A 24,100-nucleotide genomic window follows, 5' to 3' on the forward strand; every position below is an offset into this window, starting at 1 on the left:
CACACAAATATCACCAGCCAGTCACACTAGTCACATGGGTATCCCGTGCTCGCGCCCAGCCCCCGCCCCGCGACGGCCCGAACGGGCCAGCCGCACCCGATTCCGCCACTCGCCCAGCGGTGCCATGCTGACGTCATGACAGATCGCATCGATACCGCTCCCGCCCGTGACGAGGCGCAAGCCGGTGGACGGCGGCGGGAGTTGGCGGCGGCGACGGTGGGGTCGGTGGTCGAGTCCTTCGACTGGAACATCTACGCCGTGCTCGCGCCCTACTTCGCCGCCGACCTCTTCGGCCACGGCAAGGGCGGGGTCAGCGGGGTGCTCGGCGCGTACGCCACCTTCGCGGTGGGCTTCGTGGCCCGGCCGGTCGGCTCCTACCTGATCGGGCGGCTCAGCGACACCCGGGGGCGGCGGTTCGCGCTCAGCCTCGGCATGGCGGTGATCGCCGTCGCGAGCCTGGGCATCGCCGCGCTGCCGGGGCAGCGGACGGTCGGCGCCTGGGCGGCGGTGCTGGCGGTCGCCGCGCGGGTGGTGCAGGGGCTCGCCTTCGGCGGCGAGGCACCCAGCGTCGCCGCCTACGTGACCGAGACCGCCCCGCCGCGGCACCGCTTCGCGTTCAGCTCGATCTCCTACGGCGGGATCATCCTCGGCTCCCTGCTCTCCTTCGGCGTGCTCACCCTGCTGATCCACACCATCGGCAAGTCCGGCCTGGAGAACGGAGGTTGGCGCTGGGGCTTCGTCGCCGCCGCACTGCTCGGACTGGGCGCGGTGTGGGTACGGCGGACGGCACCCGAGAGCGCCGAGTTCCACCGCGCCCGGGCGCGGGCCCAGGCGCGACAGGGCGGGCGCCAGCCGTTCCCGCGGATGCTCCGCGAACACCGCTGGGCCGTGCTCACCGTCTTCCTCAACACCCTCGGCGGCACGGTCGGTTACTACTTCGCGCTGGTCTACCTGCCGCAGTACGCCGCCGCCTACCACGTGATCGACAAGGAGCAGGCGGCCTCCTTCATGACCGTGGTGCTCGGCGTGGTGCTGGTCACCATGCTGCTCACCGGCGCGGCCGCCGACCGCTTCGGCCTGCTGCCGGTCGCCCGGCTCGGCTTCGGCCTGCCGATCCCGCTGGTCGGCTTCCTGCTGGCCGGGTTGCGCGGGGGCTGGCTGTCGTTCCAGCTGGTGGCGGTGCTGCTGGGGATGCTGGTGGCGACCGTGCTCGGCACGCTCAACGTGTTCACCGGCCTGCTGTTCCCGACCGAGGTCAGGGCGGTCGGCCTCGGCGTGGTCAACGCGGCCACCATCGCCGCGTTCGGCGGCACCTTCCCGCTGCTCGCCGAGTGGTTGGGCCACCACAACGGGCTCGGCGTGATCCCCGCCTACGTCACGGTCTGCACCACGGGACCGGCGTTCGCCCTCCTGACGGCTATGCGGGTGCCCTCGTTCGCTTCCGCCGTCAGGGAGGCGGAAGCCGACGTTCAGCGGACACCGGGAACCGCCTGACGGACGATCACGTCCTGTGGTTGAGTGGGCCGGACGAACGCCGAACGGGGAGGGCGACTGTGGACAGCAACGGACCGGACAGCTGGCTGACGGAGGCTGAGTTCGACCAGCCGCGGCAGGTGGACCTGCGGACCGACCGGGCACACTCGGCCCGGGTCTACGACTACCTGCTCGGCGGCAAGACCAACTTCCCGGCGGACCGCGAGGTCGCCGACCGGCTGCTCGCCGACCTGCCCGGCGCCCGCGACGGCGCCGCCGCGGCCCGCGCCGTGATGCACCGGATGGTCCGCCGACTGGCCGGGAAGTACGGCGTCCGGCAGTTCCTGGACGTCGGCACCGGCATCCCGACCACGCCCAACCTGCACGAGATAGTCCAGTCGGTCGACCCGTCCTGCCGGGTGGTCTACGTGGACAACGACCCGATCGTGCTGGCCCACTCGCGCGCGCTGCTCACCAGCACGCCCGAGGGCCGCACCGCCTACGTCGAGGGAGACCTGCGCGAGCCGGAGAAGTTCCTGGCCGACCCGGCGGTGGCGGCCACGCTGGACCTGACCGAGCCGGTCGCGCTGACGCTGATCAACATCGTGCACTTCCTCTCCGACGAGGCCGCGCACCCACCCGTTCGCAGGCTCCTGGACGCCCTGCCCTCCGGCAGCTTCCTGGCGCTGAGCGCCGGCACCGCCGACAATGCGCCCGACCAGGTCGCGGTCGGTTCCCGCCGCTACGCGGAGGCCGGGATCGAGGTCCATGTGCGCTCGCGTGCGGCGGTGGAACGATTCTTCACGGGGCTGGAGTTGGACGACCCGGGCGTGGTCCTGATCAACCGGTGGCACCCGGAGCTCGGCGAGCCCTCGACCGTGGCCGACTCCGAGGTCTCGGTGTACGGCGGCCTGGCCCGCAAGCCGTAGGCGCGCCCCGGCGCCGCGGACCCGGCGGAGATCCGCACGACACGCCCGAGCCGCTGCGCCGGGCTACGGCGCCATGGTGAGCCCCGCCGATCCGGCGCCGCGGCTGAGCACCACCGTACGGATGTGTTCCAGCGCGCGGGCCCAGTCGGCGCGGCCGGGGTTGCGGCGGACGGCCTCGCGCAGGTCGAGCACCCGGTAGGGCGGGCCCAGGTCGGTGATCTGCGGGGCGAACTCGGCCCGGCTCACCGTCCAGCGCTGCCCGGGCCCGGCCGGCGGGCTGACGGTGAAGCGGGCGACGGAGCTCCAGTTGCCGCGCGGGTCCTCGGCGCCGTCGTAGGTGAACATGTGCCCGGCGAGCTGGTCGCCGAGGCCGTAGACCGTCCAGGTGTCGTTGATCTTCTCGTAGGCCTGCGGGATGTGGGCGTGGGTGCCGAGGATCAGGTCGATGTCGGGCCGGCCCGGGCCCTGCCCGGCGGCGGACAGCTCGCGGGCCAGGGTGAGCTGCTGCTCGTTCGGGGTGTCCTGCCACTCGGTGCCCCAGTGGACGCTGACCACCACCAGGTCCGCGCCGTTCTCCCGGGCGGCGCGGGCGTCGGCCAGGATCCGGTCCCGGTCGATCAGGTTGACGGCCCAGGGCTCGTCCTTGGGCAGCGGGATGCCGTTGGTGCCGTAGGTGTAGGCGAGTTGGGCCACCGTCGCGCCGCCCGCCCGCAGCAGCGCGGGCCGCCCGGCATCCTCGGCGGTACGGGCGGAGCCGGTGTGGGCGAGGCCGACGGCGTCCATGGCGTCGAGGGTGCGGCGGATGCCGGCCGGGCCGTCGTCCAGGGTGTGGTTGGACGCGGTGTCGCAGGACGTGTACCCGGTCTCCCTGAGGGCCTTGGCGACCTGCGGCGGGGACTTGAAGGTCGGGTACCCGGTGTACGGGCCGCCGTCGGCACCGTAGACGGTCTCCATGTGGCAGATCGCCAGGTCCGCGCCGCCGATCAGCGGCTTGACGCCGGCCAGCATGGCGGTGAAGTCGTAGCCGGTGCCACCGGCGTCCTCCTTGGCCTGCTGGATGATCTCGGTGTGCGGCAGCACGTCGCCGGTGGCGACCAGGGTGAAGGCCTTCGGCCCGGTCGGGGTCGGTGTGGCGGCGCCGGAGGTGGGTGCGGGCGGCTCGGGTGCGTGCGGGGCGCCGCAGCCCGGGAGGGCGAGTAGCAGGGCGAGGGCCGTGGCGGCGGTCCGTCGGCGGGGCAGGGACATCGTCGGCTCGTCTCACGATCGGAAAGTCTGACCAATCCTCCGACTATGCGGGCTCGCGTCCGCCCGGCCGCCGCCCCCACGCCCGCAGGTCACCCGGGGGGCTGCCGGCCCGGATTTCGTGACCATGTGTCACCCCCTGTACACGGTGCGCTCGATGTGCTGACATATCCACGTCAAATCCGACCGGGGTGGCGCGCGATGCGCTCGGCCTGACACCGCGCCGTCCCCGGCTCCGTGGACGATCGAAGGGGAAGCCCATGCTGCTCCGCACACTGGCCGTCGCGACCGCCGTCACCGCCTCGCTGGTCGGCACCTCTGCCTTCGGCGGCGACTCGCTCCCGACCCCGCCGGACCGGATCGTCATCGACGTCGCGACGGTCAACGGCTCCGGGTGTCCGGCGGGCACGGCCGCGGTGGCCGTGTCGCCGGACAACACCGCCTTCACCGTGACCTACAGCAGCTACCTCGCCCAGGTGGGAATGGGCTCCAAGCCGACCGACTTCCGGAAGAACTGTCAGCTCAACCTGCGCGTGCATGTCCCCCAGGGCTTCACCTACGCCATCGCCTCCGCCGACTACCGCGGCTTCGCCCACCTGGAGAACGGGGCCACCGGCGTCGAGCGGGCCAGTTACTACTTCCAGGGCCAGCCCGAGACCGCCTACCAGAGCCACCGCTTCAACGGCCCGACCGACGACAACTGGCAGGCCACCGACACCGTCGACGTCGCCGCACTGGTCTTCGCCCCCTGCGGAGAGGAGCGCAACTTCAACGTCAACACCGAACTGCGGGTCGGCGCCGGCACCTCGGACCCGGCCCGCACCACCAGCTTCATGACGATGGACTCGACGGACGGCAGCATCAACACCGTCTACCACCTCGCCTGGAAGCAGTGCCCCTGACCCCTGACCCCTGACCCCTGACCCCTGACCTTCGACCCCTGACCCCTGATCACTGACCACTGGGCCCGCCCCGGCCCCGGCGGAGCCCCGGCCGCCGGGGCCGGGGCGTGTCCGTCGGCGGTGCGGTGCCGTCCCACCCGCCCGTGCCTGTGCGCGACATGAGCGCCCGTCAGAAAACCGATCGCCTTTGCATGCCCATGTCGCTACAGTGCTGCGGGTCCCGAACCCCCACTCGGCAGACGGAGCGCCATGACGATCGCACGCAGGTCCATCCTCAAGGGCACGTCGGCGGCCGGCGCCGCCCTGGTCGCGGGCGGAGCCGCCGCCCATCCGGCCGCGGCCGCCGACGCACCGGACGACGGACCCGCGAGTCCGCTGCTGCAGGCCACCCCGCACCGGATCGGGGCGCCCAGCGTGAGCGGCACGCACCTGCAGTTCGGCACCGACCCGGCCACCGAGATGACCGTCTCCTGGATCACCCCGCAGTCCGTCCGCCGCCCGCAGGTGCGACTCGGCTCGCCCGGCGGCGGCCACGGCCGGGTCGTCGAGGCCGAGACCCGTACCTACCGGGACGCCCTCGGCAAGGACGAGGTGTACGTCCACCACGCCCGGCTCACCGGTCTGCGCCCGGCGACCACCTACCTGTACACCGCGGGCCACGACGGCGCGAGCCCCGAGACCGGAAGCTTCACCACCGCCCCGCGCGGCCGCGCCCCCTTCACCTTCACCAGCTTCGGCGACCAGGCCACCCCCAACCTCCGCCGCCACGTCGTCTTCCCCGACGGCATGCCCTCGCCGCTCGGCAAGTACCCGGTGTACACGAGCAGCCAGATCGGCTCCCCGCACGCAGCCGACATCGTCGCCGCCGTCGAGCGCGTCGGCCCACTGTTCAACCTGCTCAACGGCGACCTCTGCTACGCCTCCTACAGCGGCCGCCACGGCCAGAGCCGCACCGCCACCTGGGCCGACTGGTTCATCAACAACAGCCGCTCGACCCGGCTGCGCCCGTGGATGCCCTGCGCCGGGAACCACGAGAACGAGAGCGGCAACGGCCCGATCGGCGCCCTCGGCTACCAGACCTACTACGACCTGCCCGACTCCACCGCCGACCGCGACGAGCGGACCCGGGGCATGTGGTACGCCTTCACGGTCGGCTCAGTGCGCTTCATCAGCCTCGCCAACGACGACGTGGCCATCCAGAACTCCGGCGAGACCTATCTGCGCGGCTACTCGGGCGGCGCCCAGCAGCGATGGCTGGAGCGGGAGTTGCGCACGGCACGGAGCAACCGGGCGATCGACTGGATCGTGGTCTGCATGCACCACCCGATGATCTCCAGCTCCAAGCACGGTTCCGGCAGCGACCTCGGCATACGCGAGGCCTGGGGCCCGCTGTTCGACGCCTACGGGGTCGACCTCGTGGTCAGCGGCCACGAGCACTACTACGAACGCTCCCACCCCGTGCGCGGGACCCTGCCCAACGACACCCGCACCCCGGTGCCCACCGGCACCGACCCGCACCTCGCCGACACCGGCCGCGGCACCGTCCACATGGTCATCGGCGCCGGCGGCAACGCCGCCACCACCCAGGACGACCTGTTCGAGCGCCCCCAGGGCCGGGTGGTGATCGGCCTGGAGGACAAGCCGGCCCCGGGCGCCCCGTACCGGGAGTCGGTCTGGCTCACCGAGGACGCCCCCTGGGCCGCCTACCAGGACCGCACCCACACCCACGGTTTCGCCGCCTTCGAGGTCGACCCCGGCGACCGGAACGGCGGCACCACCACGATGCGGGTCACCTACTACACCTTCGACGGCCCGCACGGGGACCTCACCCCGGTGGACACCTTCACCCTGCACCGCCGCCGCACCGACGGCGACGGCGGGGACGACGACTGAGCCCCGGGGCAGGCGGAGGTGGTCAACCCCCGCCCGCCCCGGGGCTCAGCGCCGGGCACCAGCCCCGGGCGGGTTCAGCGCCGGAAGAGGCCGGTCAGTGCGTCCCACCAGCTGCGCCGCTGCGCCGGAACGGCCGCCGCCGGCGGAGCCGACGGGGCCGCCGCCCGCTGGGCGGCCTGGAGCGCCGCCGCCGCGCGGGCCGCCCGCTCCTCGGCCGCCAGCTCGGCCTCCGCCACCGACTCCGGGTCCGGCTCGATCTCGCGCGGGGTGAACTCCACCGGCAGCGCCGTCAGATGGCGGGAGATCCAGGCCGAGCTCCAGGTCAACTCCTCCTCCGGGACGGCCAGTCGGAGGTCCGGCAGCAGGGTGAGCAGGATGTCGATGCCGGCTTCGGCGATGTGCCGCCCGATGTCCTGTCCGGGGCACTCGTGCGGCCCGGCGCCGAAGGACAGGTGCGAGCGGTTGCCGTACAGCGGGGTGGTCAGGTCGGGCCGGACCACCGGGTCGACGTTGCCCGCCGCGAGGCCGAGCAGCAGGAAGTCCCCGGCCTTGATCTGCTGCCCGCCGAGCTCGGTGTCGGCCGTGGCGCAGCGCCCGGCCACCACCGACATCGGCGGGGAGTCCCAGAGCACTTGGTCCAGTGCCTCGCCCAGGGTCATCTGGCCGCCGGACAGGTGGGCGCGGAAGCGCGGGTCGGTGAGCACCATCTTCAGCGAGTCGGCGATCAGGTTGACGGTCGTCTCGTTGGCCGCGAGCAGCACCACCCGCAGGTGCTCCATCACCTCGTCGTCGGTCAGCCCGGCCGGGTGCGCCAGCAGACGGCTGGTCAGGTCGTCGCCGGGGTGGTCGCGCTTGACCGCGATGGTCCGGCGCAGGCTCGCCACCACGTACTCGTTGCTGGCGATCGCCGTCTCGGTGCCCTTCAGGAGGTCCCGGGCGGCGTCCACCAGTTGCGGACCGTACTCGTCCGGCATGCCGATCAGCTTGGTCATGACCAGCATCGGCAGGTGCTCGGCGAACTGGGAGATCAGCTCGGCCCGGCCGGTCGTGCCGACCGCCTGGACCAGGTCGGTGGTGAAGCGCCGGACGTGGCGGCGGACGCCGCGCCGGTCGAAGCCGTTCAGGCCGTCCAGCACGGCGCCGCGCAGCCGCCGGTGCTCCTCGCCGTCCGCGAACACGCAGATCGGCTGCCAGGCGATCACCGGCAGCAGCGGGGAGTCCGCCGGGACCTCGCCCTTGCGGAAGGCACTCCAGAGCCGGGAGTCGCGGGAGAACAGCAAGGGGGTGCGCAGCGCGGTGATGTTGGCGCCGTGGCCGAGGATCAGCCAGGCCCGGTGGTCGCCGTGCAGCAGCACCGGCGCCACCTCGCCGTACTCGGCGCGCAGCTTTTCGTACAGGCCCGCCGGGTCGGCCTCGGCCTCCGGGCCGTACAGGCGCCGCAGGCCGCCGGGGCCGATCGGCTCGATGCCCCGCCCGTGGGCCGGGCAGCCGGGCGGTGGGACGTGGTCGGCGTCGTCGGGGAACGGGGTGGTCACGGATTCTCCGGTCACGAGGTACGGAAGGACGTCGGGGGGAGTCAGCGGGCGGGCGGGGCGGCGAGTTCGTACAGGTAGTGCATCAACGCCATCAGGGTGTCCCGGCTGGACTCGCGGCTGCGCGCGTCGCAGGCGACGATCGGCACCTCGGCCGGCAGGTCGAGCGCCTGGCGCAGCTCGTCGAGCGCGTAACTCGGCGCCTCGGGGAAGCCGTTGACGGCCACCACGAAGGGCACGCCGCGGTCCTCCAGCCGCCCGATCACTTCGAAGCTGACCTCCAGCCGACGGGTGTCGACCAGCACCACGGCGCCGAGCGCCCCCTCGAACAAGCCGTTCCAGAGGAACCAGAACCGTTCCTGACCGGGGGTGCCGAAGACGTACAGCACGAGCTTGTCGCTGATGCTGATCCGGCCGAAGTCCATGGCCACCGTGGTCGAGGTCTTGCGTTCGACCCCGGTCGGGTCGTCCACGCCGACCCCGGCCTGGGTCATGGTCTCCTCGGTGGTCAGTGGGCGGATCTCGCTGACCGAGCCCACCAGCGTGGTCTTGCCCACGCCGAAGCCGCCGACGATCACCACCTTGACCGCCGTGGTGACGCTGTCGGGCAGCAGGTCCGCGCTCGCCGGGCCGACGACCGTGTCAGAGCCGCTGAAGTCCATGGATCACCGCCTCCAACAGGGCGCGGTCTGGGAGTTCCGCCGCCGGGATCGCGGCGCGGGCCTCGATGTGCCCGTCGTCGAGCAGGTCCGCCAGCAGGACGATGACCACGCTCGCGGGCAGTTCGAGGTAGGCGGAGACCTCCGCCACCGAGAGCGGGGAGCGGCACAGCCGCAGGATGGCCGCGTGCTCGGGCTGCATGGCGGGCGTCGGCTCCGCGCGGGAGACGATCAGGGTGACCAGGTCGAAGACGCCCGGCCCGGAGGGGCCGCTGCGGCCCCGCGTGATGACGTACAGGCGATCGGGCTCTGGTCCGTCCCAGCCGCCCTGGTCGGCCGTCATGTCACTGCCTCACTGTGCTCGTTCATGTGCCCGCCCGGGCGCCGTGCGGGTCGGGGCCTGTCCTGACCGGCCGGTTCACGCGACCGCCTCGGGGTTGCGCGGCGGCGTGGACAGGTGCTCGCCGATCCGGTCCACCAGGTCGCGCATCTGGTGGCTCACCAGCCCGGCGTCCACACCCTCGTCGGCGAGCACCGCGAGGTAGGCGCGGTCGCCGGCCGACATCAGGTAGAAGTAGCCGCCGTCGACCTCGATGACGACCAGCCGCATCGCGCCGTTGCCGTGCGGGAACTCGTGCCCGACCGCCGCGGCCAGGCTCTGCAGCCCGGCGCAGGCGGCGGCGAGGCGGTCGGCGGTGTCCGGGTCGGCGCCGTACTGGGCGATCCGCAGACCGTCGGCGGACAGCACGATGACGTGGCGCACGTACGGGACGCTGTGTGCGAGGTCGTTGAGGATCCAGTCCATGTTGCTGCGGTGCGGAATCACTGCTCGCCTTTCCCTGCCGTCTCTTCACTGGTCTGTCCGGCACTGGTCTGTCCGCCCGAACCCGCCGACGGGCCGGTGCCCTTGTAGCCGTCCATGAAGGCCTCCAGCCACAGGCCGGGCTCCTTCTTGGCCGGACGGGGCGCCGGTGTGGCCGGGGTCGGGCCCGCCGCCGGTCCCGCGGTGGGGCCGCCGGCCTGCGCGGTGCCGCGCGGGGGCGTGGCGAAGGCGGCCCGGCCGGTCAGCCGGTGGCGCCGGCGCTGCGGCAGGCCGTTGGCCGTCCGCTCGGTGACGATCACCTCGTCGTCCCCGGGCCCCGGGGTGGGGGACCCCCACGGGTTGGTCGAGCCGTAGGACGGTCCGACCCCGGCGGACGGCGCGGCGGCCGGGGCGGTCCGGGCGCCCCAGGGCCGGGAGGGGGCTGCGTGCCGGGGCGGGTTCGGCGGGAGCGGGCGCGGGCCGGAGAAGGCACCGATGCCGTGCGCCCGCCCGGTCGGGGGAGCGGTGGTGAGCAGCTCCTGCGGTACGACCAGCACCGCGCGCACGCCGCCGTACGCGGAGCGGCGCAGCGACACCTGGAAGCCGTACGCCTGGCAGAGCCGGCCGAGGATGGCGAAGCCCAGCCGGGGGGACTCGGTCAGGTCGTCGAAGTCCTTGGAGACCATGGCCTCGCGCATCGAGCGCTCGGCGCGGACGCGGGCCTCGTCGGTGAGCCCGAGGCCGCCGTCCTCGACCTCGATCGCTATCCCGCTCTGCACCTCGGAGGCGCTCAGATGGACGTGGGTGTGCGGCGGGGAGTAGCGGGTGGCGTTGTCCAGCAGCTCGGCCACCGCGTGGATCAGCGGTTCGACGGCCGGGCCGGTCACCGAGATCTGGGCGACCGGGTGGAGGTCGACCCGCTGGTACTCCAGGATCCGGGACATGCCGCCGCGCAGCACGCTGTAGAGCGCGATCGGCCGGGTCCACTGGCGGCCGGGCCGGGCGCCGGAGAGCACGGCGATGGAGTCGGCGAGGCGGCCGACCAGGGCGTTGCCGTGGTCCAGGCGCAGCAGGTCGTCGAAGACCGCCGGGTCGTTGCCGTGCCGGTCCTCCATCTCCCGCAGGTCCTTGGCCTGCCGGTGGATGATCGCCTGGACCCGGCGGGCGAGGTTGACGAAGGCGCGCTCGGCGGAGTCGCGCCGGCTGACCTCGTCGTCGACGGCCTGGGCGATGCCGCGGACCACCGTCTCCAGCGACTCGCGGAACTTGCGGGAGAGCAGTGCGTTCGGCTGCTGGAAGGGCTTGAGCAGTACGTCGATCGAGGAGCCGTATCGGGCGCCGCGGACCAGCCTGCGCAGCTCGCCCGCGGCCAGCCGCTCGATCTCGTCGTCCTGCCCGGCCAGCTTGCGCTGCAACTCGTCCACCCGGCGGGTGTGTTCGTTGCGCAGTTCGGCGAGGGCCCGCCCCCGGCGGGCGGACTCGGCGGTCACCACGGCCACCAGGACGGTGGCGGTGGCCCCGCACCACAGCACCTCGGCCCGGGCTCCGACGGACACCACCACCGCGGCGACCCCCACCGCCGCCGCCATGACGGCGGTGGGCAGCAGCCAGCCGAGCAGAGGCGCGGGGCGCCGTCTGGTGGGTGACGATCCAGCTCGAAGCATTCGGCATCCTCAAACGATCGGAACAGAACGGGGACGGGCGACGACCGGCTCCGGAGGCGTGGTGCTGCAGCATAGCCAAGTTCAGGACAAGTCTGACCGAAACTCAAAAATACTGTCCGTCAACCGACTTGTCGCAACTTGCCGGTCATGTCAGACATCTCGCACGCCTGTCGAAGTCCGGGTCGGCCACCGCCCGGCCACCAGGTTTCTCGCCTCGGCGCGCCCGCACCGGCAACCCGGCCGGGATTCGCTCATGTGAAGGGTTTCCGGCCCAAGTCGCCGCGAGTGGCGGTGAGTTCGTGCTAATGGGCGCTCCCGTTCGCTCGCCGTCACCCGTGTGGGGGACCTGGGGCCCGTCGTCGGGTTGGCGCAACATCTGTTGCCTCGGTGGGCAATGAGTGTTGACGGTTCGTGTGTCCGATCCCTACAGTGCGGGGCCATGAACACGGATGATCTCGGTCAGCGGGTGGCGGATGACGTGGCCGACGGGGGCGGACTGGACGGCCTACGACGGCTGTCGGGGGTGATCGCGGCGCTGGAGCAGCGGCGCACCGGCCTGGTCGAGGAGCTGCGGCGCGGCAGGGAGGCGACCTGGGAGGAGATCGGCCGGGCCTGCGGCATGACCCGTCAGGGCGCGACCCGGCGCTGGGCCGGGCGACTGCGGGCCCGCTCCTTCGGCGTCGCCGTCGCCTCCTACCAGCACGGGCGCCCAGGCTACCCCCAGGCGCTGATCGGCTCCGCGGTGCCGCGCGAAGCCCGCAGGGTGCTCGATCTCGGCGCCGGGACGGGCAAGTTGACCCGGTTGCTGGTCGAGGCCGGTCTGGACGTGGTCGCGGTCGAACCCGACGAGGGCATGCGCGCCCAGCTCGCCGCCGCGGTGCCCAAGGCGGCCGTGAGGGCCGGCTCGGCCGAGCGGATCCTGCTGCCGGACGGCAGCGTGGACACGGTCGTGGTCGCCCAGGCCTGGCACTGGTTCGACCAGGCGGCGGCCGTACCCGAGATCGCCCGGGTGCTCGCCCCCGGCGGAACCCTCGCCCTGGTGTGGAACGTCCGGGACGAGTCCCAGCCCTGGGCCGCCGAACTCGGCGCGCTGATGCACCGCTCCACCCGGCAGCAGATCGACACCGCACCGCTCCTGCCGGCCCCGTTCGGCCCGCCGGAGCGGCTGGAGATCCGCTGGGAGCACCCCACCACCCCGGCCGGGATCGTCGACATGGTCGCCTCGCGCAGCTACGTCATCGCCCTGCCCGAGGCCGAGCGCGCACGGCTGCTGGCCGACGTCGAGCAGCTGCTCGCCACCCACCCCGACCTGGCCGGCCGGGACGAGATCGCCATGCCCTACCTGACGAGGTGCACCCGTGTCCGCCTCGGCTGAGCCCGTGACCGTCCGTCGCCTCGGCCCCGCGGACGCCGAACCGTACCGGGCCTTCCGGCTCACCGCCCTGCGGGAGACCCCGAGCGCCTTCACCTCCGGCTACGCCGAGGAGTGCGCCAAGCCGATGGCCGCCACGCTCCAGCGCCTGGCCGAGGCCGAGAACGGGCCGGGCGCCCTGCTCGGTGCGTTCGACGACGGCGGCACACTGCTGGGCACCGCCGGACTCCGGGTGACACAGCGCGGCCAGGAGCGGCACAAGGCCACCCTGTACGGCATGGCGGTGGCCCGCGCGGCCGGTGGCCGGGGCATCGGCCGCGCCCTGGTGCGGCACGTGCTGCGGCTGGCCGTCGAGGACGGCGAGCTGCGCCAGGTGCTGCTGACCGTCTCGGAGGGCAACGAACCGGCGCTGCGGCTCTACATCTCCTGCGGCTTCGAGGTGTGGGGCCGGGAACCGCGGGCCGTCATGGTCGCCGGACAGGCGGTCGCCAAGCTGCACATGGTGCGCCTGCTGGACCCCGAGGTGACCCGGGCCGGGGGCTGACAATTGTCATGGTGCGGAGGTGTGCGGGCACACTGCCAGGGGGCCGGGCCGGCGGCCACGATGAGGGCATGACCTCCACCGACCTGCACCACCCCGACACCCGTCAGGCCTTCCGCACCGTGCGGCGGCTCGTCACCGCCTACCTCGGCCTCAGCGTGCTGACGCTGGCGGCCGCCTTCGCCTTCCGCTCCCACACCGACGTCGTGACCCCGGCGGTGTGGATCCGCGGCACGATCGTCGTGGCGAGTGCGGCCGTCACCCTGCTGCTCGCCGTCCGCGCGGCCGGGGGCTCCCGCGGCGCCTTCCGGCGGCTGCGGATACTCTCGGCCGTGATGATCGCCGCGATCGTCGCGATCATCGCCGTGCCGGGCGCCTTCCCGGTCTGGATGAAGATCGAACAGGGCCTGTGCGGCCTCGCGTTGCTGGGTGTGGCCGTGGTGATCAACGGACGGCGGCTGCGTGCGCTGTTCGCCACGCTCTGAGAGGGGGACGTGAGGGTGACCGACCTCGACCGTGAGTCCACGCCGAGCCCCGCCCACACCTGGGCGGGGGGCTGGCGCCGGCTCCTGCTGGGTACCGGGATGCTGGTCTTCCCCGCGCTCACCGCCGTGGCCCTGACCGGCGACGTCACCGGGACGGCCGCGCTCGCCGGGTACGCCGTGGTGGTCGCGTTCTGCGTCTGCTACGTGCTCCTCGCCGTCGCCCTCGGGAGCCGTCAACTGAACTGGATCAAACTGCTGTTGGCGGTGATGACCGTTCTGTTCCTGGCCGCGCTGCCGTTCGCCCACGGGGACGCCTTCTACCTGGCCACCGTGATCGTCTCCGCGGTCGCGGTGGGGTGGCGTCAGTACGCCGCCCGGGCGGTGACCGTCGGCACGCTGGCGGCGCTGCTGGTGCCCTGGGCCGTGCCCGCCTGGCACACCGGCCCCGGCGGATTCCAGGCGCTGGCCCTGCTGTTCACCGCGCTCACCTGCGGCGCCTTCGCCGAGATCGCCGCCACCAACCAGGCCCTGGTCGCCGCCCGGGCCGAGGTCGCGCGGCTCGCCTCCGAGGCCGAACGCAACCGGATCGCCCGCGACCTGCACGACCTGCTCGGACACTCGCTCACCGCGATCACCGTCAAGTCCCGCCTCGCCCAACGGATGGCGGGCAAGGATCTGGACCAGGCGGTGGCGGAGATGGCGGCCGTCGAGACGCTGTCCCGCCAGGCGCTCGCCGACGTCCGGGCCGCCGTCACCGGCTACCGCGAGGTGACCGTGACCGGCGAACTGGCCCGCGCCCGCGAACTGCTGCGCGCCGCCGGGGTGGTGGCCGATCTGCCCCGGGCGGCGGACGCGGTCGGGCCGCAGCACCGGGAGCTGTTCGGCTGGGTGCTCCGCGAGGGCATCACCAATGTGGTCCGGCACGCCCGGGCCGCCCGCTGCTCGGTGGTGCTCACCGCCTCCTCGATGGAGATCCGCGACGACGGTACGGGCGGGGGCGGGGGCGGTATCGCGGACGGCAAGGGCCTGACCGGGCTGCGGGAACGGGTCGCCGCGGCGGGCGGTACGGTCGAGGCCGGCCCGCTCGACCCGCGCGGGTGGCGACTGCTGGTCACCGTCCCGCAGCCCGACTCCCGCCCCGGAAGGACGACATGACGATCCGCCTGCTGCTCGCGGAGGACCAGGAGCTCGTCCGCACCGCGCTGCGCGCCCTGCTGGACCTGGAGGACGACTTCGAGGTGGTCGCCGCCGTCGGACGCGGCGACCAGGTCGCGGACGCGGCCCGCGAGCACCACCCGGACGTCGCCCTGCTGGACATCGAGATGCCCGGGCTGGACGGCCTGGCGGCCGCCGCCGTCCTTGCCCAACAGGCCCCCGGCTGCCGGGTCGTGATCCTCACCACCTTCGGCCGCGCCGGCTACCTGCGCCGCGCCATGGAGGCGGGCGCGCTCGGCTTCGTGGTCAAGGACGCCCCGGCGGAGGTGCTGGCCGACGCCATCCGCCGGGTCGCGGCCGGGGAGCGGGTGGTGGACCCGGAACTCGCCGCCGCCACCCTCGCCGCCGGCGCCTCCCCGCTGACCGCCCGCGAGCGGGACGTCCTCGACGCCTCCCGCTCGGGTGCGGGTGTCACCGAGATCGCCGGGAAGCTCTACCTGTCCGAGGGCACGGTCCGCAACTACTTCTCCTCCGCGATCGCCAAGACCGGTACCCGCAACCGCACCGAGGCCCTGCGCGTCGCGGACGAGCGCGGCTGGCTCTAGGCGCTCAGGCGATCAGGTGTGCGCGCTGATCTCACCGCCGGCGGTGAGCACGAGGTAGACGCCGTTGGCGACCCCGCCGGCGTCGTGCTGGTCCGCCTCCAGCGTGCCGTCCACCTCGTTGTCGTGGCCGATGATCTCCGCGCGGTACCGGAGGTCGCCGACCTTCGTGACCTTGGCCGTCCAGCCGCCCGCGAGGTTGAAGGTGCCCGGTCCTTGGTGCCCTCCGCCCATCCAGGAGTGGACCGTTCCGTCCATCGAGAGCACGACGAACATGTCGTTGGCGTCGAGCCCGGCGTCCGTGCCGGTTGTCTCCAGCGTGGCGAGGACCTGGCCGCCGTTCACGATCTTGGCTTGGAAGCGCTGGGCGCCGAGGTCGCGGATCTCGGCCGTGCTGCCGTCCACCAGGGTCTGGGTGCGGGCCGAGGCCGCCGGCTTGGTCGTGGTTGCCGGCTTGGTGGTGTTGCGGGTGCCGGGAGTTGCGGTGGGTGCGGCGGTGCTGTGCGCGCTGGGCGTGGCGGCCGGGGCGGTGGTGTCGTGGGTGTCGGGCGCGGCCGGCGTGGTGGCCGGCGTGGTCGTGGCGGGCGCGGCCGCTGATGTGGTGCTCTTGGGCGCGTCGGACGTGGAACTGCAAGCCGTCGCGGCGGGCACCAGCAGTGCGGCGGTCAGGACAGTGCCGGCCAGGGTGCGGACAGCGGTCGTGCGGCGGGTCGTCGAGAGGGGCATGCGGGTTCTCCTGAGCGCAGTACAAGTGAGGGCGCGCGTTGCCTGCTCCCTCTCGGACGGGGACCGGGAAGCCATGGGGCGGCGTGCAGAATCGAAGGTAGTACGAACAATTGACGGAATTGAACGTTCCATGTCACCGGACTGCTACGGCCCGGGCGGCGTCGTGCGGGCGATTGCGTCATCGGGTGACCGTCACCGAAGTGCGGAAGGGGGTGGCCGACCGTCGGCGGCGCCGCTAGCGTGACCGTGTGGATAACGATCAACGGCTACTTCACGCCTCGTCGTTCGGAGCGGCGGCGGCCGCGTACGCGGAGCACCGTCCGGACTACGCGCAGGACGCGGTGCGTTGGGCGCTCGACCCCGCGCCCGGCCCGCGCGTGCTCGACCTCGGTGCCGGGACCGGAAAGCTGACCGCCACGCTGATCGCGATGGGCGTCGAGGTCATCGCCGTCGAGCCCGACCCGGCGATGCTGACCGAGCTGCGCCGCTCGCTGCCGGCCGTCCGTGCCCTGTCGGGCAGCGCCGAGGCGATCCCGCTGCCGGACGCCTCCGTCGACGCCGTACTGAGCGGCAACGCCATGCACTGGTTCGACATGGCCGCCGCGGGACCGGAGATCGCCCGGGTGCTCGCCCCCGGCGGCGTCCTGGCCGGCCTGTGGAACGTCATGGACGACCGGGCCGAGTGGGTCGCCGGGCTCGCGCGGGTCAGCGGGAGCGCGGCCATCGGTCCGCGTGACACGCCCGCGAGTTGGCGGGTCGAGACGGCCGGCGCCCACCTTCCGAAGAACGGTGCGGCTGCCCGGTTCGGCTCGCCGGAGCAGGCCCTGTTCCCGCACGGACAGCGCCGCACCGCCGACTCCCTGGTCGAGACCCTCGGGACGCGTGCGGGCATGCTGGTCATGCCGGAGCCGGAACGGGAGGCCGCGCTGGGCCGGATCCGCGCGTTCCTCGCGGGTCAACCGGAGACCGCCCACGGTGAGTTCACCCTGCCGATGATGACCGGCGTGCTGCGCGTCCGGCGGCTGTGAGGCATCAGGTTCCGACCCGAGCGCTCGGTACGGGCGTGTCCGACGATAGGCGCCGCGCGCCCGGTGGGAATCGTCGGACACGCCCTGGTCCACCGGCGCCGCCCGGTGGGCCGTGATCACCAGGTGGGCGCGGTCCCGGGCGGCGAGCTCGGCGAGCAGGTGGCCGACGTGCGTCGTGCGGCTCCCGAGGCCTCGTCAGGCCTGCGCGGTGGGCCGGACGACGATCTCGCTGACGTCGACGCCGTCGGGCTGCTCGATCGCGTAGCCGATTGCGGAGGCGATGGCGGAGGGCGGCATGGCGATCGCGTCGCGCTGCCGGATCATCGCGGCCGCGACCTCGGGGCCGGCTCCCTTGCCTATGCCCTCGGTGTCGGTGAAGCCGGGCGAGACGAGGGTGACGCGCAGGTCGGGCCCCGATTCCTGCCGCAGACCCTCGGTGAGCACCTTCACCGCCGTCTTGGTGGCCGCGTAGACGGCCTGCGGGGGCTTGACGACGTAGGCCGCGGTGGAGCCGACGTTGACGAAGTGGCCGGAACGCTGCCGGCGGAAGACGGGCAGGGCCGCCCCGATGCCGTTGAGCAGGCCGGTGATGTGGGTGGCGACCATGGCGTCCCAGTCGTCCTGGCGCAGGTCGTCGAACGGTGAGACGGCCATGGTGCCCGCGTTGGAGACGAGGACGTCGAGCCGGCCGTAGCGGTCGACGGCCGTGTCCGTCAGGCGCTGGAGGTCCTCGCGGCGCGTGACGTCGACGATGACGCCGGTGGCGGTGCCGCCGTCGGCCGTGATGCGGTCCACGACCGTGGTCAGCCGGTCCTCCCTGCGGGCACCGAGCACGAGCCGGGCGCCCTTTCCGGCGAGGTGGGTCGCGGTTGCTTCACCGATACCGCTGCTGGCGCCTGTGATCGCGATGACCTTGCCCCGGATGCCCGACATGATCAGCTGCCTTTCCTGGGTGTGCGCACGCGCGTGCGTTGACCTAGAGTGAAAACGGGGGCGACCCCAGTTATTTCAGGCTAAGTGGGGGTGCCTCCGTTTGGCAACGTGAAGGGCACCTGAGAGGGGACGGCGAACACCGATGGCCGACGAAGCACACCGACCGTTGCGGGCCGACGCCCGGCGCAACAGGGAGAAGATCCTCTCCGCTGCCGTGCGCGTGTTCACGACGCAGGGACTGGACGCCCAGATGGAGCGCATCGCCAAGGAGGCGGGCGTGGGCAGCGCGACCCTGTACCGCAACTTCCCCACCCGGGAGGCTCTGGTCGAGGCGGTCTACCGCAACGAGGTGGCCCAGCTGTGCGACGCGGCCCCCGCCCTGCTCGCGCAGAAGTCGCCTGACGAAGCCCTGCGCGCGTGGACACGCCTCTTCCTGGACTACGTCACCGCCAAGTACGGCATGATCGACGCCCTGCGTGCCATCGCCGCGACGGGGGGCAACCCCTACGGTCACAGCCGGGAGATGATCCAGGCCGCCATCGCCTCACTCATGGACGCGTGCGCGGCGGCCGGGACGATCCGTACCGACATCAGGCCCACCGACATCGGCGCCGCCCTCGAAGGCATCGCCCTCACCTCGGCGGGAGCCGAACACCGACAGCAGGCAGAGCGCCTGCTCGATCTCACCCTGGACGGCCTCGCGGTCCGCCCGTGAGGACGCGAAGCCGAAGCGGCCCGGTGCGTTGAGGTCCGCCTTGCCGCCTGTGACAACGGGCCCGGGCCCAGGTCACAATCCACCGCATGGATGACGCATTCACGCTCCTTCGACGGGCCGTCGACCTGCTGCCCGAGGACGCCGTGGCAGAGAACGGCCAGACAGTCGGGGATGTCCGCGAGGAGATCGGCTTCCAGGAATGGGAGATGGCGCTCGACGTGCTCCTGGAGATCGCGGACGTCCAGCCCGTGTCCATCGCCTTCTGGGAGATGCTCGCCGAGGCCGCCCGGCAGATGATGCTGGACCGCACCCGCCGTTGGTGTGAGTGGCGGGGCTGGGAAGTCAGGCACGGCACCATCCGCGCGACGCTGAATCTGTCGGGAACCGACGAGGGCGGCCGCCGGAGCGCCTTCTCCGGGGACGGCCGGCTCAGGCCTCTGTGGGACATCGGCAGCCGCACCGCAGACGGACGACGAGGGTTGGACATCGCGCGGCTCTGGGTGGAGTTCGCGCCGGAACTCGGCCCTGGCGAGACGGCGGTCGTTCGGCTCGCTCCGCTGCGGCCCGAGCAGTGGCGGCACCTGGAGCCCGGTGACGTGATCACGATGCACGAGGCCCGGCCTGCCGTCGGAATCGCCGAGATCATCGAGGTCCTGCCGCCTCGCGGCTGAGGCGTCCGGTCACCCAGGTGTGAGGGGCCCCGGACCGGACGGTCGTGAGCTCGCCGCCAGGCCCGGCTCGGCGGTGCTCGAACTCGACGACCACGGCGTCCACCGCACCCGCTGGCAGGACCTGCAGCCGGTCGGGCACCGGCACCGCTACCCGGAGCACCCCGAGGCCTGCCTGCGGCACATCACGAGCCGCTGGCGGCGCTTGTCAGAACCGGCTGCGAAGATCACGCCCATGGATCCCGCTGACGCCCTCGCCGGCCTCGACGCCCACCCCTGGGCCTCCGTCTCGCACGCCTACGGTCCCGCCGAGGACCTGCCCGACCTGCTGCGGGCCCTGGCCGAGGGCGGCGGCGACGCCGAGGAAGCGATCTCCGAGCTGTACTCGTGCATCCTCCACCAGGGCACGGTGTTCCCCGCCAGCACGGACGCCGTCCCCTACCTCGCCCGGATCGCCGCCGCCGCCGCCGAGCACGGGGCGGCGGAGATCCTCCGCCTGCTGGGCGGCCTGGCCGAGAGCGACGACGAGTGGAAGATCGCGCCGGACGTCGGATCGAGGTCGGGCCGCTGTTCTGATCGGGCCTCGGGCGGCCGCGCGGGGTGGCGCCGCCCGAGGAGCGTCCTCACGCCAGGCGCAGTACCAGCTTGCCGGTGTTCTCGCCGCGGAACAGCATCCCGAGGGTCTCCGGGAAGTCGTTCACGGTGCCCTCGACCAGGTGCTCCTTGACCTTGATCCGGCCGTCGCCGATCCAGCCCGCGATCTCGGCGGCCGCCGTCGCGTACCGGCGGACGTAGTCGAAGACCACGAAGCCCTCCATGCGGGCCCGGCGCACCAGCAGCGACAGGTAGTTGGACGGCCCCTGCACGGCGCTCTCGTTGTTGTACTGGCTGATCGCGCCGCAGATCACCACTCGGGCGTGCATCGCCAGCCGGGTCAGCGCGGCGTCCAGGACCGGGCCGCCGACGTTGTCGAAGTAGACGTCGACGCCGTTCGGGGCGTGGGTGCGCAGCGCTTTGCGGACGTCCTCGGCCCGGTAGTCGATCGCCGCGTCGAAGCCGAGTTCGTCGGTCAGCAGCGCGCACTTCTCCGGCCCGCCCGCGATCCCGACCACCCGGCAGCCCTTGACCTTGGCGATCTGCCCGACCAGGGTGCCGACGGCCCCGGCGGCGCCGGAGACCACCACGGTCTCGCCCTCCTTGAGCGCCCCGACCTCCAGCAGCCCGAAGTAGGCCGTCATCCCGGGCATCCCGAGCGCCCCGAGGTAGGTCGACAGCGGCGCGAGCGCGGGATCCACCTTGAGTGCTCCCTTGCCGTCCGACACCGCGTACCCCTGGACGCCGAAGGCGCCCACCACGTGGTCGCCGACCTGGAACTTCGGGTGGTTGGACGCGACGACCTCGACCACCGTGTTGGCGCGCATCACCTCGTCCAGGCCCACCGGCGGCAGGTACGAGGGGCGGTCGTCCAGCCAGCCCCGCATGGCCGGGTCGAGCGAGATGTACCGGGTCCGGCCCAGGAACTCGCCGTCGCCCGGCACGCCCATGGGCTCCTCGCCGTGCGCCCAGTCCTCCGCCCGGACCTCCCCGACCGGTCGGCGGGCGAGGCGGATCTGGCGGTTCACTCCGGTCATGGCGTCTCCTGGGGCGTACTCGGGTTCAGCAGGGCAAGGACCCGAGTGTAAGCAAGCGCTTAGTCATCTGACCAGGCCTTGTCAGGGCTCTCCGTCGACCAGCTCCTGGTCGTACCCGGCCGGCAGCGACTCCATCAGCCGGCGGTCCGGGCGCCCGGAGGCGGCGAGGGCGGCCGCCTCGATGAAGAAGCGCTCGAAGCCGGCCGGGGTCAGCGAAAGCAGGATCACGGCCGGCGACGGATGCGTGCCCGCGACGGTAGGGGGCCCGCCGGCGGGGCCCCCTCCGCCGCACCGACGGGTCAGCCGCTCAGCCCTGCCCGGCTGCCGACGGTGCCCACCCGAGGGCGGGCCCGAGCCGGGTGGCCAGGTCGGTGAGGATCTGCACGTAGTCCTCGCGCTCGAAGGTGAACGGCAGTGCGACGGCGACCTCGTCCACCTCCCGGAACCCGGCGTGGGCGTGCAGCCGCACGACGAGCTCCTCGCAGCTGCCGACCAGGTCGGGCGCGAAGAGCAGCCGGTTCGGGCCCTGCGGGGTGAGGGTGCGCGGGGTACGGGCGAGGGCGTAGGCCTGGTACTTGGCCCGCTGCTCGGGGGTCGCGCTGTCGGTGGGGATGAGCACCAGGCCCTGGGAGACCCGGGCACGCTCGCCGTCGGGGTGCAGGGCGCGGAAGGTGCGGATCTGCTCGGCCTGGATCTCGGCGAAGTCCGGTGCGGAGTCCGTCTGTTCGGGCTTGACCACGCTGCTGGTGAGCAGGTTGAGCCCCTGCTCGCCGGCCCACCGTGCCGAGCGCAGGCTGCCGGCGCCGTACCAGAGCCGGTCGACCAGGCCGGGGGAGTGCGGCTGGACCCGGCGCGAGTACTCCTCGATGCCCTCGGTGCCGGCGAAGTCGGAGGCGTCCTCGCCGCGAACCAGGGCGAGCAGCCGTTCGGCCCGGCGGTAGCCGAAGTCCTCGTCCTCGCCGGTGTCGGGGTAGAGGGCGCCGCGCACCTGCTCGTAGTGGACGGGCGGGCCGACGCTGAAGCCGGGGTTGAGCCGACCGCCGGAGAGCACGTCGACGGTGGCGAGGTCCTCGGCGAGGCGCAACGGGTTCTCCCAGCCGAGCGGGGTGACGGCGGTGCCGAGCTGGATGCGGCTGGTGCGTTGGGTGGCGGCGGCGAGGACGGCGAGGGGGGAGGAGATCCCGTACTGGAGGTGGCGGTGGCGCAGCCAGGCGCTGTCGAAGCCGAGCTGCTCGCCGAGGGTGATCAGCTCCAGGGTGGACTCGTGGCCCCGGCGCGGGTCGGCCTCGTCGAAGAGCCCGATGGTCAGGAAGCCGAGTTTCCGCAGCGGGCGGGGGGAGGGCGGCATGGTGGCGGCTCCGCGTGGGATCGGGCGGCCCGGGGCGGGCCGGTCGGGTGGTGCCCGTCGAACGTACGCAGACCGTGCGCGGTGCCACAGGATCGACGCGCGATCCGGACACCGGACTGCAACGGGGCGTTACGCCGGGCCACGCGCGGGGCGGGCCCCCGCCGGTGGGGCGGGGGCCCGCCGTGACCGCCGGGGGCTCAGCAGCTGCGCAGCTCCGGGCTCTGGTTGCGGATCTGGTTGTGCAGCGAGGTGAACTCGCGGTACGCCTCGCTGTCCTCGGCACCGGGCCGGAAGGCGCCGACGCGGTGACAGTTGACGAAGGCGAGCTTGACCCCGAAGTGGTCCTCCAGGCTGCCCCGGATGGCGTTGCTGGCCAGCGCACGCAGCAGCTGGGCGCGCTGCCCGTCGCTGGGCGTGGTGTTGTCGGTGGTGAACTCGGCCTCGCCGGCTGCCAGTTCGGTGCTGAGCCCGGCGACGACCTGGTAGGCGTAAGGGAGCGAGCTGCGGACGGTGTCGAGGAAGTCGGCCTCGTCCACGTGGCCGGTGCGGGCCTGGTCGAGGAGGGCGGGGGAGACGTCGAGCGACATGGGTGTCCTCTTTCGCGGAGCGCGCGGGTGCGCACTGGGGGATGGTTAACGAAGATGAAAACCATTTGCGTAATGGACTGTCCTGGACGGCCCGACGCTCTGTCAAGTGCCGGCCCCCGAAGGGCTGACGCGCGGCGGCACCGGTTGCCGCAGCGCCGATGACGAACACCGCGATCACCGCCGCGAGCGCCGCGAACATCGGGGGACGCTGACCGGCCCTTGCTGAGGGCTGGTCCCCGGGCTGCGGTCGGGTCGCTCAGGCGGTCACGCCCGGCCGCTGCCGGGGCAGTTCGGCGTGGCGCACCGCGTCGGAGGCCAGGGCGATGACCACGCCCAGGCTGGCGAAGATGCCGCAGCCGACGAACACGGGGGCGGAGCCCCAGACTCCGATGGCAGCGCCGACCAGCGGGTAGCTGAGGGGGGCTATACCGACCATGGTGAGCATGACGACGGAGGTGACCCGGCCGAGATAGGCAGGGTCCGCCGCGGTCTGTATGAGGGCGTTGTCCAGACTGCCGAAGACACCCGCACACAGTCCGATGACCGCAGCCAGCACCGCGGCGAGCCACAGGGTGGGCGCCAGCGCGATGGTGGCCGCGCCCGCGCAGCCCACGAGCAGTGTCCCGGTCATCACCAGGCCGGCACGGGGCAGCCATCCTGCGATGGCGAGCAGCGAGGCGCTGGCCGCGGCTCCTGTACTGAAGCTGCCGGCGATCCAGCCGTAGCCGGAAGGGCCCCAGCCGCGTTCGGCGTTGAGGAGCACCATGCCGACGTTGAGGGTGCCGATGAGCCCGAGTTCGTAGACGGCGCCGCCGGCGACGAGCGGACCGATGAGGCGGTGGCGGCGGATGTAGCGCAGGCCGTCGAGCAGGTCCTGCCGGACGGTGCCGGACTGCGACCGCTCGGCGTCGCTCGCCACGAGGGACTGCGTCCGTATCGTCAGCAGGAGCGGCAGGGACAGCGCGAAAAGCAGTCCGGCGACGGTGAAGGCGGCCGCGGGTCCACCGAGTCCCATGGCCAGGCCGCCGATCGGCGGGCCCGCGATCTGGCCGAGGCGCATCGACAGCGAGCGCATGCCGGTGACCCGGGCCAGCTGGTCAGGGGTGGTGATCCGGGGCGGGAGGGCGCCGACAGCGGGTACGAACAGCGCGTCCACGGCACCGAAGACGAGCGCCACCGCGACCAGGATCCACAGGGCCGGCGCCGTCAGTGC

Annotated in this window: 26 protein-coding genes; 13 read left to right on the forward strand and 13 right to left on the reverse strand. The window is 72.9% G+C overall.

All coding sequences use genetic code 11. The features are described from left to right. The first annotated feature begins 135 nt into the window (after positions 1 to 135). Together ACH4E7_RS11380 and ACH4E7_RS11385 are read left to right on the forward strand one after the other, a co-directional pair. Positions 136 to 1,494, forward strand: a complete 1,359-nt coding sequence (locus ACH4E7_RS11380; protein WP_396248783.1) for an MFS transporter — start codon at positions 136 to 138, stop codon at positions 1,492 to 1,494. Positions 1,495 to 1,553: 59 nt separating this feature from the next. After that, a complete protein-coding gene (locus ACH4E7_RS11385; protein ID WP_396248784.1) occupies positions 1,554 to 2,402 on the forward strand; it encodes an SAM-dependent methyltransferase in 849 nt (282 codons plus the stop codon). Positions 2,403 to 2,465: 63 nt separating this feature from the next. On the opposite strand, the gene ACH4E7_RS11390 is transcribed toward ACH4E7_RS11385, so the two are convergent. Continuing rightward, positions 2,466 to 3,647, reverse strand: a complete 1,182-nt coding sequence (locus ACH4E7_RS11390) for a CapA family protein (RefSeq protein WP_396248785.1) — start codon at positions 3,645 to 3,647, stop codon at positions 2,466 to 2,468. 257 nt (positions 3,648 to 3,904) lie between these two features. Here ACH4E7_RS11390 and ACH4E7_RS11395 point away from each other — a divergent pair, with 257 nt between their 5' ends. Together ACH4E7_RS11395 and ACH4E7_RS11400 are read left to right on the forward strand one after the other, a co-directional pair. Next, positions 3,905 to 4,546, forward strand: a complete 642-nt coding sequence (locus ACH4E7_RS11395) for a DUF4360 domain-containing protein (protein ID WP_396248786.1) — start codon at positions 3,905 to 3,907, stop codon at positions 4,544 to 4,546. A 249-nt stretch (positions 4,547 to 4,795) separates the two neighbouring features. Then, positions 4,796 to 6,439: a purple acid phosphatase family protein gene (locus tag ACH4E7_RS11400; protein WP_396248787.1), complete on the forward strand. Its 1,644-nt coding sequence runs from the start codon at positions 4,796 to 4,798 to the stop codon at positions 6,437 to 6,439. Positions 6,440 to 6,513: 74 nt separating this feature from the next. Here ACH4E7_RS11400 and ACH4E7_RS11405 read toward each other — a convergent pair whose 3' ends face one another. The 5 genes from ACH4E7_RS11405 to ACH4E7_RS11425 all read right to left on the reverse strand — a co-directional run bounded on the left by ACH4E7_RS11405 (position 6,514) and on the right by ACH4E7_RS11425 (position 11,096). Next, the gene (locus tag ACH4E7_RS11405) at positions 6,514 to 7,974 is read right to left on the reverse strand and encodes a cytochrome P450 (RefSeq protein WP_396248788.1); all 1,461 of its coding nucleotides are present in this window, start codon (positions 7,972 to 7,974) and stop codon (positions 6,514 to 6,516) included. Between the two features lie 41 nt (positions 7,975 to 8,015). After that, positions 8,016 to 8,633, reverse strand: coding sequence for a GTP-binding protein (locus tag ACH4E7_RS11410; RefSeq protein ID WP_396248789.1), 618 nt, complete (start codon positions 8,631 to 8,633; stop codon positions 8,016 to 8,018). Then, positions 8,614 to 8,973: a DUF742 domain-containing protein gene (locus ACH4E7_RS11415; RefSeq protein WP_396248790.1), complete on the reverse strand. Its 360-nt coding sequence runs from the start codon at positions 8,971 to 8,973 to the stop codon at positions 8,614 to 8,616. Before ACH4E7_RS11415 ends, ACH4E7_RS11410 begins: the two co-directional genes overlap by 20 nt. 75 nt (positions 8,974 to 9,048) lie before the next feature. Continuing rightward, positions 9,049 to 9,435, reverse strand: a complete 387-nt coding sequence (locus ACH4E7_RS11420; RefSeq protein WP_396248791.1) for a roadblock/LC7 domain-containing protein — start codon at positions 9,433 to 9,435, stop codon at positions 9,049 to 9,051. A 17-nt stretch (positions 9,436 to 9,452) separates the two neighbouring features. Next, the gene (locus ACH4E7_RS11425) at positions 9,453 to 11,096 is read right to left on the reverse strand and encodes a sensor histidine kinase (RefSeq protein ID WP_396248792.1); all 1,644 of its coding nucleotides are present in this window, start codon (positions 11,094 to 11,096) and stop codon (positions 9,453 to 9,455) included. 439 nt (positions 11,097 to 11,535) lie between these two features. Here ACH4E7_RS11425 and ACH4E7_RS11430 point away from each other — a divergent pair, with 439 nt between their 5' ends. The 5 genes from ACH4E7_RS11430 (at position 11,536) to ACH4E7_RS11450 (ending at position 15,254) form a co-directional block, all read left to right on the forward strand. Beyond that, entirely contained in the window at positions 11,536 to 12,471 is a 936-nt protein-coding gene (locus ACH4E7_RS11430; protein ID WP_396248793.1) for a class I SAM-dependent methyltransferase, read from the forward strand. 4 nt (positions 12,472 to 12,475) lie between these two features. Next, a complete protein-coding gene (locus ACH4E7_RS11435) occupies positions 12,476 to 13,012 on the forward strand; it encodes a GNAT family N-acetyltransferase (protein WP_396248794.1) in 537 nt (178 codons plus the stop codon). Positions 13,013 to 13,080: 68 nt separating this feature from the next. Further along, on the forward strand, positions 13,081 to 13,494 hold the full coding sequence (locus tag ACH4E7_RS11440; RefSeq protein ID WP_396248795.1) for a hypothetical protein: 414 nt from the start codon (positions 13,081 to 13,083) through the stop codon (positions 13,492 to 13,494). A gap of 15 nt (positions 13,495 to 13,509) precedes the next feature. Continuing rightward, positions 13,510 to 14,649, forward strand: a complete 1,140-nt coding sequence (locus tag ACH4E7_RS11445) for a sensor histidine kinase (RefSeq protein WP_396248796.1) — start codon at positions 13,510 to 13,512, stop codon at positions 14,647 to 14,649. Next, complete coding sequence (locus tag ACH4E7_RS11450) at positions 14,646 to 15,254, forward strand: response regulator (RefSeq protein WP_396248797.1); 609 nt, start codon at positions 14,646 to 14,648, stop codon at positions 15,252 to 15,254. The genes ACH4E7_RS11445 and ACH4E7_RS11450 overlap by 4 nt, the downstream gene beginning before the upstream one ends. Before the next feature lie 12 nt (positions 15,255 to 15,266). On the opposite strand, the gene ACH4E7_RS11455 is transcribed toward ACH4E7_RS11450, so the two are convergent. Then, positions 15,267 to 15,977: a hypothetical protein gene (locus tag ACH4E7_RS11455; protein ID WP_396248798.1), complete on the reverse strand. Its 711-nt coding sequence runs from the start codon at positions 15,975 to 15,977 to the stop codon at positions 15,267 to 15,269. Positions 15,978 to 16,225: 248 nt separating this feature from the next. Here ACH4E7_RS11455 and ACH4E7_RS11460 point away from each other — a divergent pair, with 248 nt between their 5' ends. Continuing rightward, positions 16,226 to 17,005, forward strand: a complete 780-nt coding sequence (locus ACH4E7_RS11460; RefSeq protein WP_396248799.1) for a class I SAM-dependent methyltransferase — start codon at positions 16,226 to 16,228, stop codon at positions 17,003 to 17,005. Between the two features lie 195 nt (positions 17,006 to 17,200). Here ACH4E7_RS11460 and ACH4E7_RS11465 read toward each other — a convergent pair whose 3' ends face one another. Beyond that, complete coding sequence (locus ACH4E7_RS11465; RefSeq protein WP_396248800.1) at positions 17,201 to 17,938, reverse strand: SDR family oxidoreductase; 738 nt, start codon at positions 17,936 to 17,938, stop codon at positions 17,201 to 17,203. Positions 17,939 to 18,080: 142 nt separating this feature from the next. Between ACH4E7_RS11465 and ACH4E7_RS11470 the strand changes: the two genes are divergently transcribed. From ACH4E7_RS11470 to ACH4E7_RS11480, 3 genes are all read left to right on the forward strand, one after another. Then, complete coding sequence (locus ACH4E7_RS11470; protein WP_396248801.1) at positions 18,081 to 18,653, forward strand: TetR/AcrR family transcriptional regulator; 573 nt, start codon at positions 18,081 to 18,083, stop codon at positions 18,651 to 18,653. Positions 18,654 to 18,739: 86 nt separating this feature from the next. Beyond that, positions 18,740 to 19,324, forward strand: coding sequence for a hypothetical protein (locus tag ACH4E7_RS11475; protein WP_396248802.1), 585 nt, complete (start codon positions 18,740 to 18,742; stop codon positions 19,322 to 19,324). 19 nt (positions 19,325 to 19,343) lie between these two features. Then, on the forward strand, positions 19,344 to 20,048 hold the full coding sequence (locus tag ACH4E7_RS11480; RefSeq protein WP_396248803.1) for a hypothetical protein: 705 nt from the start codon (positions 19,344 to 19,346) through the stop codon (positions 20,046 to 20,048). Here ACH4E7_RS11480 and ACH4E7_RS11485 read toward each other — a convergent pair. The 5 genes from ACH4E7_RS11485 to ACH4E7_RS11505 all read right to left on the reverse strand — a co-directional run. After that, positions 19,945 to 20,952 carry an NADP-dependent oxidoreductase gene (locus ACH4E7_RS11485; RefSeq protein WP_396248804.1) on the reverse strand — a complete coding sequence of 336 codons (1,008 nt, stop codon included), beginning with the start codon at positions 20,950 to 20,952 and terminating at the stop codon, positions 19,945 to 19,947. The genes ACH4E7_RS11480 and ACH4E7_RS11485 overlap by 104 nt on opposite strands. An 81-nt stretch (positions 20,953 to 21,033) precedes the next feature. Further along, a complete protein-coding gene (locus tag ACH4E7_RS11490; protein ID WP_396248805.1) occupies positions 21,034 to 21,180 on the reverse strand; it encodes a hypothetical protein in 147 nt (48 codons plus the stop codon). 79 nt (positions 21,181 to 21,259) lie between these two features. Beyond that, positions 21,260 to 22,300 (reverse strand): LLM class flavin-dependent oxidoreductase, encoded by a 1,041-nt coding sequence (locus tag ACH4E7_RS11495; RefSeq protein ID WP_396248806.1) that lies wholly within the window; start codon positions 22,298 to 22,300, stop codon positions 21,260 to 21,262. A gap of 197 nt (positions 22,301 to 22,497) precedes the next feature. Beyond that, positions 22,498 to 22,887 carry an SCO5389 family protein gene (locus tag ACH4E7_RS11500; protein ID WP_396248807.1) on the reverse strand — a complete coding sequence of 130 codons (390 nt, stop codon included), beginning with the start codon at positions 22,885 to 22,887 and terminating at the stop codon, positions 22,498 to 22,500. 256 nt (positions 22,888 to 23,143) lie between these two features. Continuing rightward, positions 23,144 to 24,100, reverse strand: a 957-nt coding sequence (locus tag ACH4E7_RS11505) for an MFS transporter (RefSeq protein ID WP_396248808.1), incomplete at its 5' end; no start/stop codon positions are given.

It is taken from the genome of Kitasatospora sp. NPDC018058 (assembly GCF_044327205.1).
Lineage (GTDB): Bacteria > Actinomycetota > Actinomycetes > Streptomycetales > Streptomycetaceae > Kitasatospora.